This window comes from Variovorax sp. dw_954, from assembly GCF_018449755.1.
Classification (GTDB): domain Bacteria; phylum Pseudomonadota; class Gammaproteobacteria; order Burkholderiales; family Burkholderiaceae_C; genus Variovorax.
In genome coordinates, this window is the sequence record NZ_JAAVVD010000013.1 from 195,588 (window position 1) to 210,704 (window position 15,117).

Annotated in this window: 13 protein-coding genes and 3 pseudogenes; 3 read left to right on the forward strand and 13 right to left on the reverse strand. The window is 65.5% G+C overall.

Annotated elements, in window-relative coordinates; all coding sequences use genetic code 11:
• Nucleotides 1-15: 15 nt before the first annotated feature.
• Nucleotides 16-363, reverse strand: a complete 348-nt coding sequence (locus HB681_RS20950) for a DUF2958 domain-containing protein (RefSeq protein WP_213956791.1) — start codon at nt 361-363, stop codon at nt 16-18.
• A gap of 364 nt (nt 364-727) precedes the next feature.
• Nucleotides 728-1,014, reverse strand: a pseudogene (locus HB681_RS20955) (JAB domain-containing protein); the annotation flags it as partial.
• Between HB681_RS20955 and HB681_RS38205 the strand changes: the two are divergent.
• Nucleotides 1,000-1,434: a hypothetical protein gene (locus HB681_RS38205; protein WP_256354509.1), complete on the forward strand. Its 435-nt coding sequence runs from the start codon at nt 1,000-1,002 to the stop codon at nt 1,432-1,434. The pseudogene HB681_RS20955 and the gene HB681_RS38205 overlap by 15 nt on opposite strands.
• Nucleotides 1,413-2,093, forward strand: a complete 681-nt coding sequence (locus HB681_RS20965; RefSeq protein ID WP_213956792.1) for a YkgJ family cysteine cluster protein — start codon at nt 1,413-1,415, stop codon at nt 2,091-2,093. The genes HB681_RS38205 and HB681_RS20965 overlap by 22 nt, the downstream gene beginning before the upstream one ends.
• 159 nt (nt 2,094-2,252) lie before the next feature.
• Here HB681_RS20965 and HB681_RS38210 read toward each other — a convergent pair.
• The 11 genes and pseudogenes from HB681_RS38210 to HB681_RS21010 form a co-directional block, all read right to left on the reverse strand.
• A pseudogene (locus HB681_RS38210) lies at nt 2,253-2,379 on the reverse strand (IS6 family transposase); the annotation flags it as partial.
• A 225-nt stretch (nt 2,380-2,604) separates the two neighbouring features.
• Nucleotides 2,605-3,627 carry an H-NS histone family protein gene (locus HB681_RS20970; RefSeq protein ID WP_213956793.1) on the reverse strand — a complete coding sequence of 341 codons (1,023 nt, stop codon included), beginning with the start codon at nt 3,625-3,627 and terminating at the stop codon, nt 2,605-2,607.
• Between the two features lie 97 nt (nt 3,628-3,724).
• Nucleotides 3,725-4,855 carry a zincin-like metallopeptidase domain-containing protein gene (locus HB681_RS20975; protein ID WP_256354510.1) on the reverse strand — a complete coding sequence of 377 codons (1,131 nt, stop codon included), beginning with the start codon at nt 4,853-4,855 and terminating at the stop codon, nt 3,725-3,727.
• 560 nt (nt 4,856-5,415) lie between these two features.
• The gene (radC, locus tag HB681_RS20980; RefSeq protein WP_213956794.1) at nt 5,416-6,027 is read right to left on the reverse strand and encodes a DNA repair protein RadC; all 612 of its coding nucleotides are present in this window, start codon (nt 6,025-6,027) and stop codon (nt 5,416-5,418) included.
• Between the two features lie 1,138 nt (nt 6,028-7,165).
• Nucleotides 7,166-8,185: a YihY/virulence factor BrkB family protein gene (locus HB681_RS20985; RefSeq protein ID WP_213956795.1), complete on the reverse strand. Its 1,020-nt coding sequence runs from the start codon at nt 8,183-8,185 to the stop codon at nt 7,166-7,168.
• Complete coding sequence (locus HB681_RS20990; RefSeq protein ID WP_213956796.1) at nt 8,182-8,529, reverse strand: hypothetical protein; 348 nt, start codon at nt 8,527-8,529, stop codon at nt 8,182-8,184. Before HB681_RS20990 ends, HB681_RS20985 begins: the two co-directional genes overlap by 4 nt.
• Nucleotides 8,530-9,051: 522 nt before the next feature.
• On the reverse strand, nt 9,052-9,474 hold the full coding sequence (locus tag HB681_RS38780) for a hypothetical protein (RefSeq protein WP_345944711.1): 423 nt from the start codon (nt 9,472-9,474) through the stop codon (nt 9,052-9,054).
• Nucleotides 9,426-9,827 carry a hypothetical protein gene (locus tag HB681_RS38785; RefSeq protein WP_345944712.1) on the reverse strand — a complete coding sequence of 134 codons (402 nt, stop codon included), beginning with the start codon at nt 9,825-9,827 and terminating at the stop codon, nt 9,426-9,428. Before HB681_RS38785 ends, HB681_RS38780 begins: the two co-directional genes overlap by 49 nt.
• A gap of 130 nt (nt 9,828-9,957) precedes the next feature.
• Nucleotides 9,958-12,622, reverse strand: a pseudogene (ligD, locus tag HB681_RS21000) (DNA ligase D).
• A gap of 24 nt (nt 12,623-12,646) precedes the next feature.
• Entirely contained in the window at nt 12,647-12,823 is a 177-nt protein-coding gene (locus tag HB681_RS21005; protein WP_213956797.1) for a DUF3606 domain-containing protein, read from the reverse strand.
• A 1,002-nt stretch (nt 12,824-13,825) separates the two neighbouring features.
• Entirely contained in the window at nt 13,826-14,047 is a 222-nt protein-coding gene (locus tag HB681_RS21010) for a hypothetical protein (RefSeq protein ID WP_213956798.1), read from the reverse strand.
• Nucleotides 14,048-14,112: 65 nt separating this feature from the next.
• Here HB681_RS21010 and HB681_RS21015 point away from each other — a divergent pair.
• Nucleotides 14,113-15,117: PHP domain-containing protein (locus HB681_RS21015; RefSeq protein ID WP_213956799.1), on the forward strand; the 1,005-nt coding region annotated here is incomplete at its 3' end.

Below are 15,117 nucleotides of genomic sequence, written 5' to 3' on the forward strand. Positions count from 1 at the left end.
GGCGGCTGTATCCGGCTACGCCTGAATGCGCCCTTGCAGCCGAGCCTCGTGCGCATAGGCGCTCAAGGGCTTGTCCGCCTGGAAATGCAGGTCCTGCCGGATGGGCCGGTTCATCAGACCCCGCACCGCTTCAAGCTCCTCAAGGGTGCAGGAGCCGATTTCCGGACTCCCCAGACCGAGGTCCATCAGCCCAAATGCAATTTCGCCAGCTTCGTCCAGTTCGGTAAGCAGCCAGGTGGCGCCGGCATCGGGCGTGAAGAGCTTGACGACCGGCAGCGGATCGAAGTCTTCCTGCACTTGAGCCCTGCGGCCATTGGCGATCAGCAGTTCGCGCTGCGCGTCGGAGATGAAGGATGCAATCATGATGAGCTCCTGGAACGGTTGCGGGCGGTATTGCCCGGGACCGTCGGAGGTCACGTCGCAGCGCAAGCGGTCAAGGTTCGAAGACGGCCGCAGGCCGCAAGCGCACGCAGTGCGCGCAGGCCTTGACGGCGAGCACGACGTGGCACGCTGCAGGGAACAGCAAGGCCACCCCCACCACCCCAGACCGGACTTGTCTGTTTTGATGCCAGGTCGCGACGCGTTGGAAATCTGCGGTGATGGACAACGGCCCGATCATCCGCTTCCGCACGACCGCGAGATCGCACGGGTCGCTCAACGCAGACCGACCCACCGCACGCATGCGCTGATCAACGCAAACGAAAAAGGGGCCGAAGCCCCCGCGCTGCTACAGCAGCCCGCTCTCCGCGAAAGACTTCGTGCGTCCGCCGGCCACCACGATGTGGTCGAGCACCCGCACGTCGATCATCGCCAGCGCGGCCTTCAGAGTCGGCGTCAGCGACTCGTCCGCACGCGACGGACGGTCGAACCCGACGGATGGTTGTGGCTGATGATGATGGCGGGGGCGTCGTGATGCAGAGCCCGCTTCAGGACCTCGCGCGGTTAGACACTGGTCTGGGCCAACGTGCCGCGGAACAATACCTTCGGCAACAATAAGACATGGCAACGATCGAGATCACACTGTCCGACCAGCTGGCCCTGCTCGCGCGCAGCGCGGGACTGCTGACGGGCGAAAACATCGAGCGGCAGCTGCGCCAGCAGCTGGCGGGTTTATCGGCCCCGGCGCCGCCGCCCGGCAACACCGAGCCGGACCGCATGGCGTCGCAACGGCAGGCCTTGGCGCGCTTGATCGCATTGGCACAGGGGGACTCAGACCAGAGCCGGCGGGCCGCCGACTTCCTGCTCGCCTGGTGGAACGCCGGCGCGTGCGGGTCCTTTGATCTCACCGCCCTGTGGGCGGTGGATCCCGGGACCGCGGCCGACATGGTGCTGGTGCTGGCGTACATCGCGAGCACGCGTCAGTACCCGGATGCGTTGGGTTACGAGGATGAATTCCTGAGAATCGTGCAGGCATGGCGACCGGAACTGACATAGCCGCTGTGCCGGGCTCGGCGCCTGGCGATGGCACGGACGCCAGTCTCACGTCGCGGCAGCGGGCGCGCTTGCCGCTGGCAACGCAGCGGGCAGACCGCAAGCTGGACGCGATCGCATCGAACTCGGCGGCGCAGCTCCTGGTGCAGGCATCGCAACGCGCGGCGACGGTCGTGCAATGCATTGCGTGGCTGCACAAGGCCGCCACGGCGTGGGGCGAGCCGCTCGAGGCGGTGTCGGCCTGCCGCAAGGGCTGCGCGCACTGTTGCCATATCCCGGTGACGATCACTGGGAGCGAAGCGAAGTTGATCGCCCGGGCCAGCGGACGGGGCGTGCGGACGCCGCCGCGGGGTGTGCGGGTGCAAGACCTGGTCGATGCGGAATCCACGAGCGCTGCAACCCGGCAGCTGCAGCAGTGGCCCGCTGGCGTCGCCTGCCCATTCCTGAGCGACGCGATGTGCTCGGTCTACGCCGCGCGCCCGCTGGCGTGCCGCGTGCTGTTCAACATGGACGACGATGATCTCTTGTGCCAGCACGGCGACGGCGAACCTGCGCAGGTTCCCTATGCCGACGCACGGATGCTGCGCGCCCTGGCGCTGGCAGCGCAGCCGGCAGAAGTACTGGCGGATATCCGGGCCTTCTTTCCGCCTGGCGAGCGTTAGCCCGTTGGCAAGACGTCTCGAAGGCAATGACGCCGAGGGCCCCACGACGCGATCCGGACGGACGACGATCGAAAGGCAGCACAGGTGCTGAAATGGTGACAAGACGGGTCCGCGGACCGTCGGCGCGGTGGCCGGCGGCAGCAGCGCAAGGATCGGCCGACGATGCACCGTCGCGTGATCGGCGAGAACGCTGCGCTCGGCCGTCACTCCTCGACATGACAGAAATCAAAGGGTAGGCCGCATACCAGCGCAGGCAGACCCGCATCACCTCCAGCGGGTAGCGCATCCATGCCCGAGCCGGCCAACGCGATGGACGCCGCTGTCTGACCGCCGACGTGCAGGCGTTTGCGCCAGAACAGGGCGCGCGCTTGATTGCGTTGGCGCCATGACCTCTCGGCGCCAGCCAGACGCACTGCACACGTAGAAACGACAGTGCGAAGCCTCGAGCGCCTCAGCGGCTCTCGGCTCTCGGCTCTCGGCTCTCGGCTCTGCGGCTCTGCGGCGCTGGCGATCAGACTACAGCTGCAACGTCGGCTGCGGGAAGCACAGGAGGCGAGGTCTCCGCGGTCTCGCGCGCGACCGGGGCAGCAGCGGTCGTTGCGCCGGTCGCGCTCTTGCGCGCGGGCAATGACTTCCTCGAAGCGGCAACCTTCGGTGCTCCTGCGTTCTTCGATGCGGCTTTCTTCGCTGGCGTCTTCGCTGCCGTCTTTACTGTCTTCTTCGCAGCCCCCTCCACTGCTTTCTTTGCGACCTTCTTGGCCGGCGGCTTGGCGGTTTTCGCGCCAGCGTCCTGGGTGCTTACCCCGACCTTCTCGGCAAGTGACTTCCTCGCAGCGGAATTGTTCGCGGAAACCTTCTTCACGGCGATCTTCTTCGCTGCGGTCTTCTTGACAGGCACGGCCGCTTCAGTCTTGACGGCTGCAGCCAACGGCGCTGCGCCGGCGTCCGATGGGGAGGCGGCCTTCTTTGCGGCCGTCTTCTTCGCCGCTGGCTTCCTGGTCGCAACCGTCTGGGACGCAGCGGCATTGGCCAACGGCACTGCGGATGCGGCGACGCGCGATGCATAGCCGGCCGACTTCTTTGCAGCAGCCTTTGGCACCCGAGCGGCGCCTGCCGATGCAGTTGCATCGGGCGTCATAGTCGCACCGGTCAGGAAGCTCTCGAGAGTCTGTCCGGCTTCCAGCGCCGCGCGCAACCAGGCCGGCCGCGGGCCGCGGCCTCCCCACTGGTTGCCCTTGCCGTCGCTGTATTTCGCGGGATCCTTCGCAGCAGCGGGTTGGGTCTTGCTCGCCTTCTTGACCGCGCTCTTCAAAGCGACGGCGCTCTGTTTCGGCACGCTGTCAGCCGCGCCGGAGGCGAACTTGAGATCCGCTGCGGTGAGCCCGAATTTCGCGATCAAGTCGTTGATCCTGGCAACAGCGCCCTGGGATTCAATGCCCCGCTGCTTGTCGGCAGCAGCCTGAAGGACGGCAATTTCGCGCAGCAATTGAGCGTGTGTCTTGGTCATGAGAAGAAGAAAGTAAAAGGTGCGCAAGTCTAATGACTTTCTTCAGATGACATGAATTGGCCGAGTCGCAATGCTCGGCACGTTAATTCACAATCAACCCGAAGACAGACGGTGAGAGCCGCAATTAGCCGTCACTGTCCGGCAATGGCAACTCTCGCGCCAGTATGAATTCGTACGCTTCACCGGCGTGCCGCGCGGCCGTGAAGATGGCGGTGCGGTCATTGCGCAGCACCTGCAGCCAGCTGTCCAGATAGGCGGCGTGTCCTTCGATGGTGGCATCCACGAGCCCGATATGGCCGAGCACGAAGGCGCAGCCGAGCTCTGCCACCAATTCCTCGAACGCATAGGCCGCATCGCCGAAGCGTGCGCCGAAGGTTCGGTTCAGGCGCTTCTCATGTCCCGTCCAGTGGACCAGCTCATGCAGGGCGGTTGCGCAATAGGCCTCCGGACTGGTGAAGCGGTCGACATCGGGCAGCATGATGCGATCGGCAGCCGGGGAATAGGCCCCGCGTGTGTAGCCGTGCTGGATGTTGGGTCGGCAGCCGCCGATAAAGCGCATGGCCCCCTCGATCGGAGACCGGTCTGTCCACGTTTCTGCGTCTTCCGACCGGTCCGGCACCGACGCAGGCAGGCCATCCACCTGGGCCACGTTGAAGAGCCAGAACGGCATGCACAGCAGCACACTGGAGTGGACACTATTACCGCTATTACCGCTATGACCGCCGTAGGCGTTATCGCCTGCACCGCCCTCCCCTTCCCCATGAGCTGCGCCGTTGCCACCGACGTCATTGCCTGCATCGTTCTGGTGGCCCGTCGCTTTGCGTTCGAAATGCGCGCACAGCACCCCACGCTCTCCCCTGCGCACCTGCGCGCCCATGCTGGCCGCCTGCTTGTAGGTCAGCCACACGTTGGACGCGTAGCCGTGCTCGATGGCGGCGTCCCACAGGAGCAGCACATTGGCGCCGTGGTAGGGCGCACCGGTCTTGCCATTGCGCGGCATGCCGCGCGAGGCCGCCTGCGTCCAGCGTTCCCGGAACACATTGCCGCCCTTCTCGAGCATCGCGATGATGCGGTCCGTGATCGCCTGCCGCACATCCATGCGGCCCTTGGCCTGACCGGCCTGCGTTCTGGCTTCAACAGGGCCTGCTTTGGGTGAGCCCTCGGGGGGTACGGGGGGAAAGCCCGTGGCGGTTTGGCTGTTCGGGATGTCCCGGCCTTCCGCATCGCGCTGACGGGAGGATTCAAGTGCACGCATGGTGGGTCCTTTCTGCGGGGTGTGCCGCGTCGGTGGAAGATCTGCTTTCGGAGCCGCCTCGACGCATGGAAAGCGAGCAGCAAGGGCCGATGTCCGGGGACCGCCCGGAAGCCGCAGCTGAGCGAAGCGAGGACCGGGTGAGGACGGTGGCGCAGCCCTGGCCCTGGACAGCGGCCCGTGCGAGCTATGCGTCGATGAAGAGGTGGCTCCGAAAGCAGATCCGCCGTCGCGCCCCGCTGACACCCTGCGTGCCACCCTGCGTGCCGCCCTCTGTCAGCGCCGCGGCCGCAGGGCCGCGACCCAGCCGTCCTCCGCCATGCGGAGGCATAAACACCCATCCATCCGAGGGACTGCCGCGCGGCGCGCGGCGTGATCAAGCCACGCGCGCAGCGCGCCGTGCAAGGGTCGGTTCGGTCCTTCCCGCCGCAAAGCGGCGGTCACTTCAAAGTGCAACGGCAACGATTCGTGGCCGGTACCCAGTACCGGCCACGCTGACCGACCCACCGCACGCAGTGCGCTGATCAAACGCGAATAAAAAAGGGGCCGAAGCCCCCGCGCTGCTACAGCAGTCCGATCTCCGCGAAGGACTTCGTGCGTGCGCCGGCTACCACGATATGGTCGAGCACCCGCACGTCGATCATCGCCAGCGCGGCCTTGAGCGTCTGCGTCAGCAACTCGTCCGCACGCGACGGATCGGTCGAACCCGACGGGTGGTTGTGCGCGATGATCAATGCGGCGGCGTCGTGATGCAGCGCCCGCTTCAGCACCTCGCGCGGGTAGACACTGGTCTGGGCCAACGTGCCACGGAACAACTCTTCGAACGCGATCAGCGAATGGCGCGAGTCCAGGTAGAGGACTACGAAGCTTTCGTGGGGCTGGCCTGCGAAGTGCAGCTTGAGGAAGTCAGCCACGGCCGTAGGCGTATCGAACACCGAGCGGGTGGTCAGCTCTTCGCAGAGCAGTTCCTGCGCCAGGGCCAGGCCGGTCGCGAGACGATGAAAGTTGGGCAGTCCCGACTGACGCGCGCTGTAGGCAAGCTTCTGCAGCGAACGGCCGTTGGCCTCGTAGAGCGCATCGGCTTCGGCGCCGAAGAACGGACGCAGTGCGTCGACGATGCGTTGCTGGCGCACGCTGAGATCGGAAGAAGCGGATGAAGTCGAAGAGGTGGTCATGACGAACTCCTGTGGACGACACAGGCGGGATTGCCTGCGTGGCCCCGGATCACCCCGTCGCAGCGCAGCGCTCAAGGTCGCCGCAGGCGCGCGGTACGCGCCGAGCACGCGAAGCGCGCGCAGGGCCTTGACCGCGAGAACGAGGGGGTAGCGTGAGGGCACACAGGCAAGCCCTCCCCCGCCCTCAACAGACACCACGGATGCCTTGAGTTCGGCGTGTCTTCGGTCCGTGCCCTCCCCCGCGTCAGGGATGCGCAAGGCGGCCGCAGGCCGTCCCGAAGGGATGAGCGCGACGGCGCGAACCTGGAGCAGCCCGGCCGGCGCAGCCGGGACGCCCGCCGGTGCAACCGACGACGTTCAACTGCACCACGTAGGAAACCAAATCCCGTCCCTGCTGGAGTCAGGCCCATGAGCCAATGCCAGTTGCCACGAGGTGGATGCATGCCTGCTGCAGACACGCTGAGACTCGCTGCACAACACGCCGCCGGACTGGCTGGAAATCGAACGCGAGTGCCACTCGGAGCCCGCAGCCAGCCCGCGTGGCCAGCGACATCTTCCCGCATGCGCCCGGCCCTTTCATCCGCCGCGCACGCGATGATGCGGGCTACGCACGGCAGGTGAGAGCGTTTCGGAGGACTCGTTGTTGGAGGTTTGAATGCGCCCCAAATGCGACGCTGGCGCGATCAATGTGACCGGTCAGGATTTGGATAAAGCAGCGAGCCGAGCGAGCCGCGCAGGAAATGGCAAGCCTCGTGATTGCGCGATGCGGTCGGCCACGGCAAACAACACCGCAGGGTAAGCCCACGCCCGAGGTGGCTCGCCACGACCTCGATGTTCTCAGCCATCCCGCCAGGCTGTTCGACACTGCGGTGCCAGGCAGCAACGCCGTCGCTGCGGCTGAAGATCGAAGTAGTCGGGACGGAAGGAACGGGATGAATTTGCTCAGCTCCCGTATCCCCGGCCATGCCGTCAGAGTGCTCGCAAATCTTCCGGGCGTTCGCAGCGCGCGCGCTGCCCGGAAGGGGGCTGCCCAACGACCCTTCACTTCATGACTTAACGGCCCTTGCGCCCGCGCGACGCTCGCGACGATGCTTCTGCAAAGCCTTCATTCGCTTGTCAGCAAATATGTTCAGCAGGCTCACAGTAGCCAGCACGGCGAGCTTGGGAAACATTGTCGCGACGCCCTTTCGCACGCGCAGGTCAACCTCTTTCTGCATTTCGACCGAACGCGCCAAACCGGAGTAGTCGGGGGCCAGCACATGGGGCGTTCTACAGCTTCAGCGTCAAGCACGGCTTCGGGTTGCGGACGGTCGGCAGTCGATCCGTGCTCCTGTGCGTACACCTTGGTGAACTCCGCCCCCAACAGGAAGATTTGCGCAGCGTAGTACACCCACGCCAGCAGCAGGACCAATGAGCGAGCACCCGCGAAGGCGTCTGCCATGCCGCTCTTGCCAAGATACAAGCCGATCAGTGCCTTGCCCATCTCGAACAGCACCGCAGTCACCGCCGCCCCGACCCAGACGTCACGCCATTCGACTTTCGTCGTTGGCATGAACTTGAAGATCATCGCGAATAGCACGGTGGTGACACCGACGGAGACCGCGATGTTCAGGATCTGCAGCAGGATCTCCTGGCCCGGCATCAGGCCTCCCACGAACGCGCCGAACGCTGCGAGGGCCGTGCTGACCGACAGCGACACCATCAGCAGGAAGGCCAAGCCCAGGATCAGACCGAACGAGAACACGCGAGCCCGCAGGATTCCCCAGAGTCCGCTGGGCTTCTGCGACTCGGGCACATGCCAGATGCGGTCCAGGGCGCTTTGCAATTTGCCGAACACGCTTGTCGCGCCGACGATCAGAACCGCAATGCTCAATGCGGTCGCGAGGATGCCATTGCCGCTGATGGCGGCGCTCTTGACCATTCCTTGCACGGCCTTGGCGGATTCCTCCCCCACCATGCCCGAGAGCTGGCTTGCGATCTGGCCCTGCACCGCCTCGGCGCCGAAGACGAGCCCGGCAACGGCAATGACCAGCACCAGCAGCGGGGCCAGTGAAAACATCGTGTAGTACGAGATTGCGGCGCCCATGCTCGGCGCATAGTCGTCCGACCACGCGACCACGGATTTCTTGCAGACATCCAACCATCGGGAAAGCTTCATGACGAATCCTGGTGCTCGGATGCAGACATGCATTCCGTGAGTTGCGGCGACGCTGCGCGCGCAATGTCGATGTTCGTGTGGGACAGTACGCCGAAGCGCATGAGGCCCGTGCAATGGTGCACTTGGGGAGCTTTGGGGCCCGTTCTGTCTTCGCAGCCGGCGCCCGCTTGACGGCGCGCAAAATCGATATCACGATCGCCTCGGATCAACCGTCCGGACGATCGAGCGAAGGCCAACTGCGACCCGGTTGCGTCGATCACGAGGTAGTTGGCAGCGGCATTGCAAGCATGCGGCCGCTTGGCTTGAGCCCACAGCGCCACTTCACAGAGCCCCATGTCGATCATCCATGGGACTTCCGATTGCGGTCCCGGTCGCGTGGTTCAAACGCCACCCGGACACCCTCCTCGCCGCGTTGCAAACAGCACGCCGACGGGCTGCTATGCGCCGGCCCAACTGATAGGCGATGCACGCGAGCACGGGTGTGCTGGTGCGCCTGGTCGACATCAAGACTGGTCAACACGCTCGAGGACGCCTCAGGAGACCAAGTTGCAGCAGACATCGGGGTCACTGCTCGCTGGGATGCGAGCTTCGAGAGACCCTTGCGTGCGGTGCGCCTGGGCATGTCCCGGATCTTGGGAACGCCAGAAGCCGTGGCGCTGCGGCTCATGGCCGAGCGCGCGAAGCAGCTGTTCGCCCGTTGGGAGGACATGAGGCGGCAAGATCTCAAACGCCCTGCTTGCGTGACACGCCGGCGCCCCTTCGCGGGTTCGGCACGAGTCCACCTTTTCGCGTTCAGTGGTCCCCGCGCAATTGCCGGCTCATGCTTGGCTGGAGCAGGGCAGCGACGGCTTTCGCAAACCGGGCGATCAAGCAGTCAGATAAGTGGCTCGCGGGAATGCCAGGCAGCCGAATCGAGCGCCGCTAAAGGGCTTCCAGTTGCCTTCGGCCTGAGCGAGCCTGTCTGCCAAGGCATAAAGCACTGCGGGGTGTGCGCCCAACCCCAGGTGGCTCGAGATGACTTCGATGTTTTCCGAGTTCGGCCCTGCCGGGATGATGCTGCTTCGCCCCCCCACGACGCCATCGCTGCGACTGTAGATCGAAGCCGCGGGCATGGAGGGCACCTTCGCTTTGGAATCGCCGCCCAACGGGCTACCAAGGGTGATGACGTTTCGAACCATCTGCGGAGCATGCCTTGCAAGCAAGCGGGCATAGACACCCCCAAGACTCCAGCCGACCACACTCACCTTGCGGCCGCTGCCAGCGTGAAGTCGCGCCAGTTGATCGCGCATTTTTTCTTCGACCCCGCGTCGGGGGCCAGGTTTCGGCCCTGCTCCCACCCATGCACGTCATAGCCTCGCCCGCGGAGATAGTGCCGCAGGATCTCGGTCGACGAATCGACTGCGATAAGCCCGGGAAGCACCAGCACCGAGTGCCCGTCCCCCCGCGGGGCAGCCTGAAGGAGGGGCCAGAGCGCAATGGCTGCGCTCGCTTCCCAGATGGCCCGCGCTTCCGCGAGCAATAGCCATTTCGAGGGGCGCTTGAGAAACGCCGGACCATGGCTGACGGCTTTGTATCCTCGGGGCGCGGCGCCCTGGCGGCTGGAGCCACCTTGGTGCGCAATGTGAGCGGCGAGGAGTGACATCTGATCCTTTGAAATTTCGCAAGATCTTTTGAGGCGCCATTGCTGCAGTGCGTCAGACGAAGCCGCGTCTGCCCGTGTTCAAAGGTGAGCTGACCCCCGAGACAGTTGGGTCCCCTCCCGATCTCGTTCGCTAGCGGGCTGGTGAGAAGCCCAGCACCCGCATGGGTTTGGCCAATGATTGCCTCGACTTCCAGTAGTCGGCCCACGGGTCGACCTTCTGGAACGACAGGTGTTCGCGCGCAGTGGCGATGGTCCAGTGGGAGCCGCTTTTCAAGCTCCTCAGGTCATCCCATGCGACGGGCATCGAGACCCCAAGGCTCGGCCGTGCGCGCGCCGAGAACGCCGCCGCGGTCGTGGCGCCATGGCCGTTGCGCAGGTAGTCGACGAAGAGCTTCCCCACGCGATTCGCAGGCCCGCTCTTGGCGACGAAGCGCGACGGGATGGTCTTGGCCAGGTGCTGGACGATCGCTTTCGAAAACGCGTTGACGGTGTCGTAGTCGACGCGCGGTGCCAATGGCACCACCACATGCAGCCCCTTGCCCCCACTCGTCTTCAACCAGGATTTCAACCCGAGTTCGTGCAGCAGGGCATGCGTGAGGACCGCCGCCTCCTGGACGTGGGACCACGACGTGCCCTCGCCGGGGTCGAGGTCGAAGATCATGCGATCGGGCCGGTCGATGGCCTTCTTCGTCGAGTTCCAGGTGTGGAACTCGATGACGTTGAGCTGCGCCGCACCGGCGAGCGCCTGGGCGCTGGCGACCTCGAGCAGCGAAGCATGGCCCGGCCACAACGACGCGTCCAGTTCCGTGATGCCCGGGATGCCGATCTTCTCGCCGTGCTTCTGGAAGAAGAGCTGGCCAGCCACACCCTCGGGTCCGCGCACCAGCGACACCGGCCGACCCTCAAGGTCCGGCAGGATGAAGTCCGCCACCGACTCGTAGTAGCGCACGAGGTCCAGTTTGGTGAGTCCGGAAGTGGCATCGATGACGCGATCCGCGTGGCTGACCTTGATGCCGGCGGAGGATGGTTTGCCCTTCGCTGTCTGGCCACGCGATGGCGCAGCGGGCGTGCCGTCGACGAACTTCGCCGTCTCCCGCGCGATGAGGCGCGCCGGCTTGTCGCTGCGCAGGCCCAGGTACGACGCATGGCGGACCTGGCCGTCCGGAGTCCATTCGGCGAAGGTGACCTTCGACCACGAGCCAAGGCTCGACCCACCGCTCGGCGCCGACGGCCCGCCGGGACCAGCGACCAGTTTTGGCGGGACCGGCAGCGAACGGCGAAGTCTTGCTTTGCAGTGGCGCCAGCTTGTCTTTCAGCTCGCGCGCCGTCTGCACGTCCCAGCCAGTACCGACGCTGCCCGCGGACACCAGCGTGCCGTCAGGGGCGTGGACGCCAAGCAGCAAGCTCCCCACCTGCGCAGCGTTGTCGCTGCGCACGGTGTAGCCGACCACGACGAACTCCTGGCGCAGCTTGCATTTGAGCTTGAGCCAAGCCTCAGACCGGCGCGAGACGTAAGGCGCATCCACGCGCTTGGCGATGAGCCCTTCGAGATTGAGGCGACACGCCGAGGCGAGGATCGACGCCGGATCGCCTTCGAAGTCCGCGCTGTAGCGCACGTGTTCGGTGGCCTTCTCGTCGAGGAAGGCCTTGAGCAACGCGCGGCGCTCACGCTGGGTGACGGCGCGCAGGTCATGCCCCTCGAAGAACGGGACGTCGAACAGGAAGTAGACGATCTGCTCGGCGCCGCGCCCGCGGTCGAAGGCATTCTGCAGCGCGTTGAAGTCGGGCGAGCCGCTGGGTCCCAGCACCACGATCTCGCCGTCCAGGAAGCCGGAGCTAAGGCCGAGCTGCTCAAGTTCGCCGACGAGGGTGGGCATCTTTGCGGGCCAGTCGTGGCCGCCGCGCGTGATGAGGCGCGCGCGTCCGCGCTCGATGCGTGTCATGAGGCGATAGCCATCGAACTTCATCTCGTAGATCCATTCGCCTGCCACGGGCACACCGGCGGCGAGCGTTGCGAGTTGCGGCGTGAGTTTCTCGGGCAGGGGGGCCTTGAGGGCACCCGCTGCCTGCGCGCTCACACCGTTCTTTGCACCCTCCCCTGCCCTTGGACTTGCCCTTGCCCTTGGACTTGCCCTTGCCCTTGCCTTTGCCTTTGCCCCTCCCCCCGCTTTCTCTGCCGGCGAAGGCCCTGCCGAAGCGGATCTCTCGGGCTTCTTCTTGCCGCGTACCGTCGAGGACCTGGTGATGACGCTGTCGGGCAGCGCCATCAGCACGTCGTACTCGGCCTTTGGGCGTGCAAACGCGTCCCGCTTCTTGAACAGGATCCAGGGTTCCTGCTTCTCGCCGCCCTTGGCGATCTTCACCAACTCCCAGAGGCCGTGCAGCTTCTCACCGTGCAGTTTGAAGAGCACCTTGCCCACGGCCAGTCCCTCGCGCGGATCGCCGACCGGCTCCCACGTTCCGCGGTCCCACACAATGACCTCTCCCGCGCCGTACTGCTTCGGCGGGATCGTGCCTTCAAAGGAACCATAGGACAGTGGATGGTCCTCCACGTGAATGGCCATGCGCTTGTCGCTCGGGTCGAAGCTCGGCCCCTTGGGCACGGCCCAGGAAACCAGGACCCCGTCGAGCTCGAGGCGGAAGTCATAGTGCAGCCGGCCCGCCGCGTGCTTCTGGACCACGAAGGTCAGGGCACCCTGGCGATCCTGCACATGTTCGCCGCGCGGCTCGGCCGTGATGCCGAAGTCGCGCTTGGCCCAGTAGCGCGCCAGCGGATCGATGCGCTTTTCAGCCACGGCGCGGAGGCAACGCCGCGCTGCCTATTTCTGGGCCAGGTGCTGCCGCACCGCATCGGCCGAGTTGCCGACGGCCTTCACGGCGGCCCTGAGTTGCTCCGGCGTGCAGCCCAGGCTCTTGCACCAGTCGCGGACCTCGTAATCCTCGGTGAGACTGATCAGCTTGCGGTCCTGGCCGGTCTTTGTGGTGTCGTCGCTCATCGCAGTTTCCGTTCTGTAAAGGGAGTGCTCAGACTACTGCGGTGGTGCTGGCGACGATGTAGGGCGGTGCCCAAATCTGTGCGAGCGACAAGTGGCGCTGACGGCCAAGCGCCCGTCGCCGCTGCTCTCATGAATGTCGATTGGCGTTCATGGCCTCAATGACGCGTCTCGGTGCTGTCCGGCCGTCGCCGCCGTGCGCCCGATATGCGCCGTCAAGTCGATCCAGGTCTGGTAGTCGATCAACAGCAAGCGCCGCCGCGATGCGGGGGTTCGCGTCTTGCGCCTTCGGCGGGCCGGCGCGGGCTGCGCCGGAATCGAAGCAAGATCGGATTGACGGGGTTTGGTTTTCACGAGGCTGGACAGCATTGACGAGTGGGATGCAAATTTTCGCGGATACACCTTCCCTCAAGCCCGGCGCCTCGCGGGCGTCGCCGCCTTTTTGGAGGGGATCCTGGTTGCTCCGGATCGATGTCAGATAGGAGCGCTACCTACGGTTGCAGTCGACGGCGACGCGGACAGCGACGACGTGGCGAGAGCGCCTGAAAACCATCGACGAAGCCCCGCCATAGCGATGCGCAGCGAGACCGCGGGCGCGCGCTACCTGACCTTGAATTCCAATCGCCCGTCGGCGCTGCGAAACGTCGCTGGCCCCGTTCTGTCGACAACTTTTCCTGTCGACAGCCTGTACTCCGCGAAGGAAGTCTCGTCTTTGGACGGCTCGCCCGCGGCGATGCTGCTCGAGCCGCGTGGGCCATACCGCAATACCACGTGGCGCTTCCCAACTTGGTCCAACACTTCAATCTGTTCAGCGACGTGAGTTCGCCCGTGTGGCATGGATGAAACTTGATTTGGGGGCAACGGCATGCGCTCATGTTCCGCGCGATGGGAGGAATGCCAATGGACACATCCGGCGGCGGCCACGGGCCGAGGTGATCCGCGCCGGGGCGAGACGACGCTGACAGCTAAAAAGTTTCGCGCAATGCGAAGGCGGCCTTCCGACCGTCAGTGCCGTTCGCTGCCGCGGCCGATCGGGCGTAACCATTGCACCGTCGCTTCCATCGGGGACAGTGCACGCAACACCGGGTCGCGTGCCAGCGCGGCGGCCACGGCTTCGAGCTCGTCCGGGTCCACGGTGCGCCACCGCCGTTGCAGTTGATGCGCACAGGCGCCGATCCACAGCTGCTCCTGCTGCTGTCGGCGGTCGGGATCGACATATTCGTCCATGGCTGCATCATACAGAACTACTGGATGTATGTACAGTTATGCCCTGATCCCTTTATCCGTGCTCCGTGATCCCATCTGCCTCGCCTGTGCCGCCCGCTTATGCCGAGCTGCATTGCCGCTCGAATTTCACGTTCCTGGTCGGTGCCTCGATGCCGGAGGAACTGGTGCGGCGCGCCGCCGAGAAGCGCTACACCGCGCTGGCCCTGACCGATGAGTGTTCGGTCTCCGGGGTGGTCCGTGCGCACCTCGAGGCGCGCGAGCGCGGGCTGCACTTCATCGTCGGCAGCGAGATGCTGCTCACCACGGGCAGCGACACCGCCTTTGCCCGCGTGGTGTTCCTCGCGCAGGATCGTCGTGGCTACGGCAACCTGTGCGAGTTGATCACCCTGGCGCGTCGCAGGGCCGCCAAGGGCCTCTACAAGGCGCTGGTGGCCGATGTGGAGGGCAAGGCACCCAAGGCCCCGCACCTGGCCGGCATGGGCGGCTGCATCGCCCTCCTCCTTCCCGCAGCCGACGCGTCCGTGGAAAGCCTGTTCGCACAGGCCATGTGGCTGCGCACATGGTTTGGCGAACGCGGCTGGATCGCCTGCAGCCGTCCGATGGGAATGAACGACGAGTTGCGCCTATGGGTCGCGGAGCAGGCCTCCGCCCAGGCCGGCGTGCCGATCGTCGCCACCGGTGGCGTGCTGATGCATACGCAAAGCCGCAAACCCGTGCAGGACGTGCTGACCGCCGTGCGAATCGGCAAGACGGTGGCCGACTGTGGCTTCGAACTGCTCGCCAACGCGCAGCAGTACCTGCGAGCGCGCTCGGTGCTGCCCGACCTGTTCCCGCCCGAGTGGCTGCAGCAGAGCGTGCGGATCGCGGGCCTGTGCACCTTCAACCTGGAGGAACTGCGCTACGAATACCCGCAGGAGATCGTGCCGGAGGGCGAGACACCGGCCTCGCACCTGCGCAAGCTCGCCTACGCCGGCACCTTGACGCGCTTTCCGGGGGGTCTGCCGGACAAGGTGCGCGCCCAGATCGAGCTTGAGCTGGCCATCATCGCCGAGCTCGCCTACGAGCCCTAC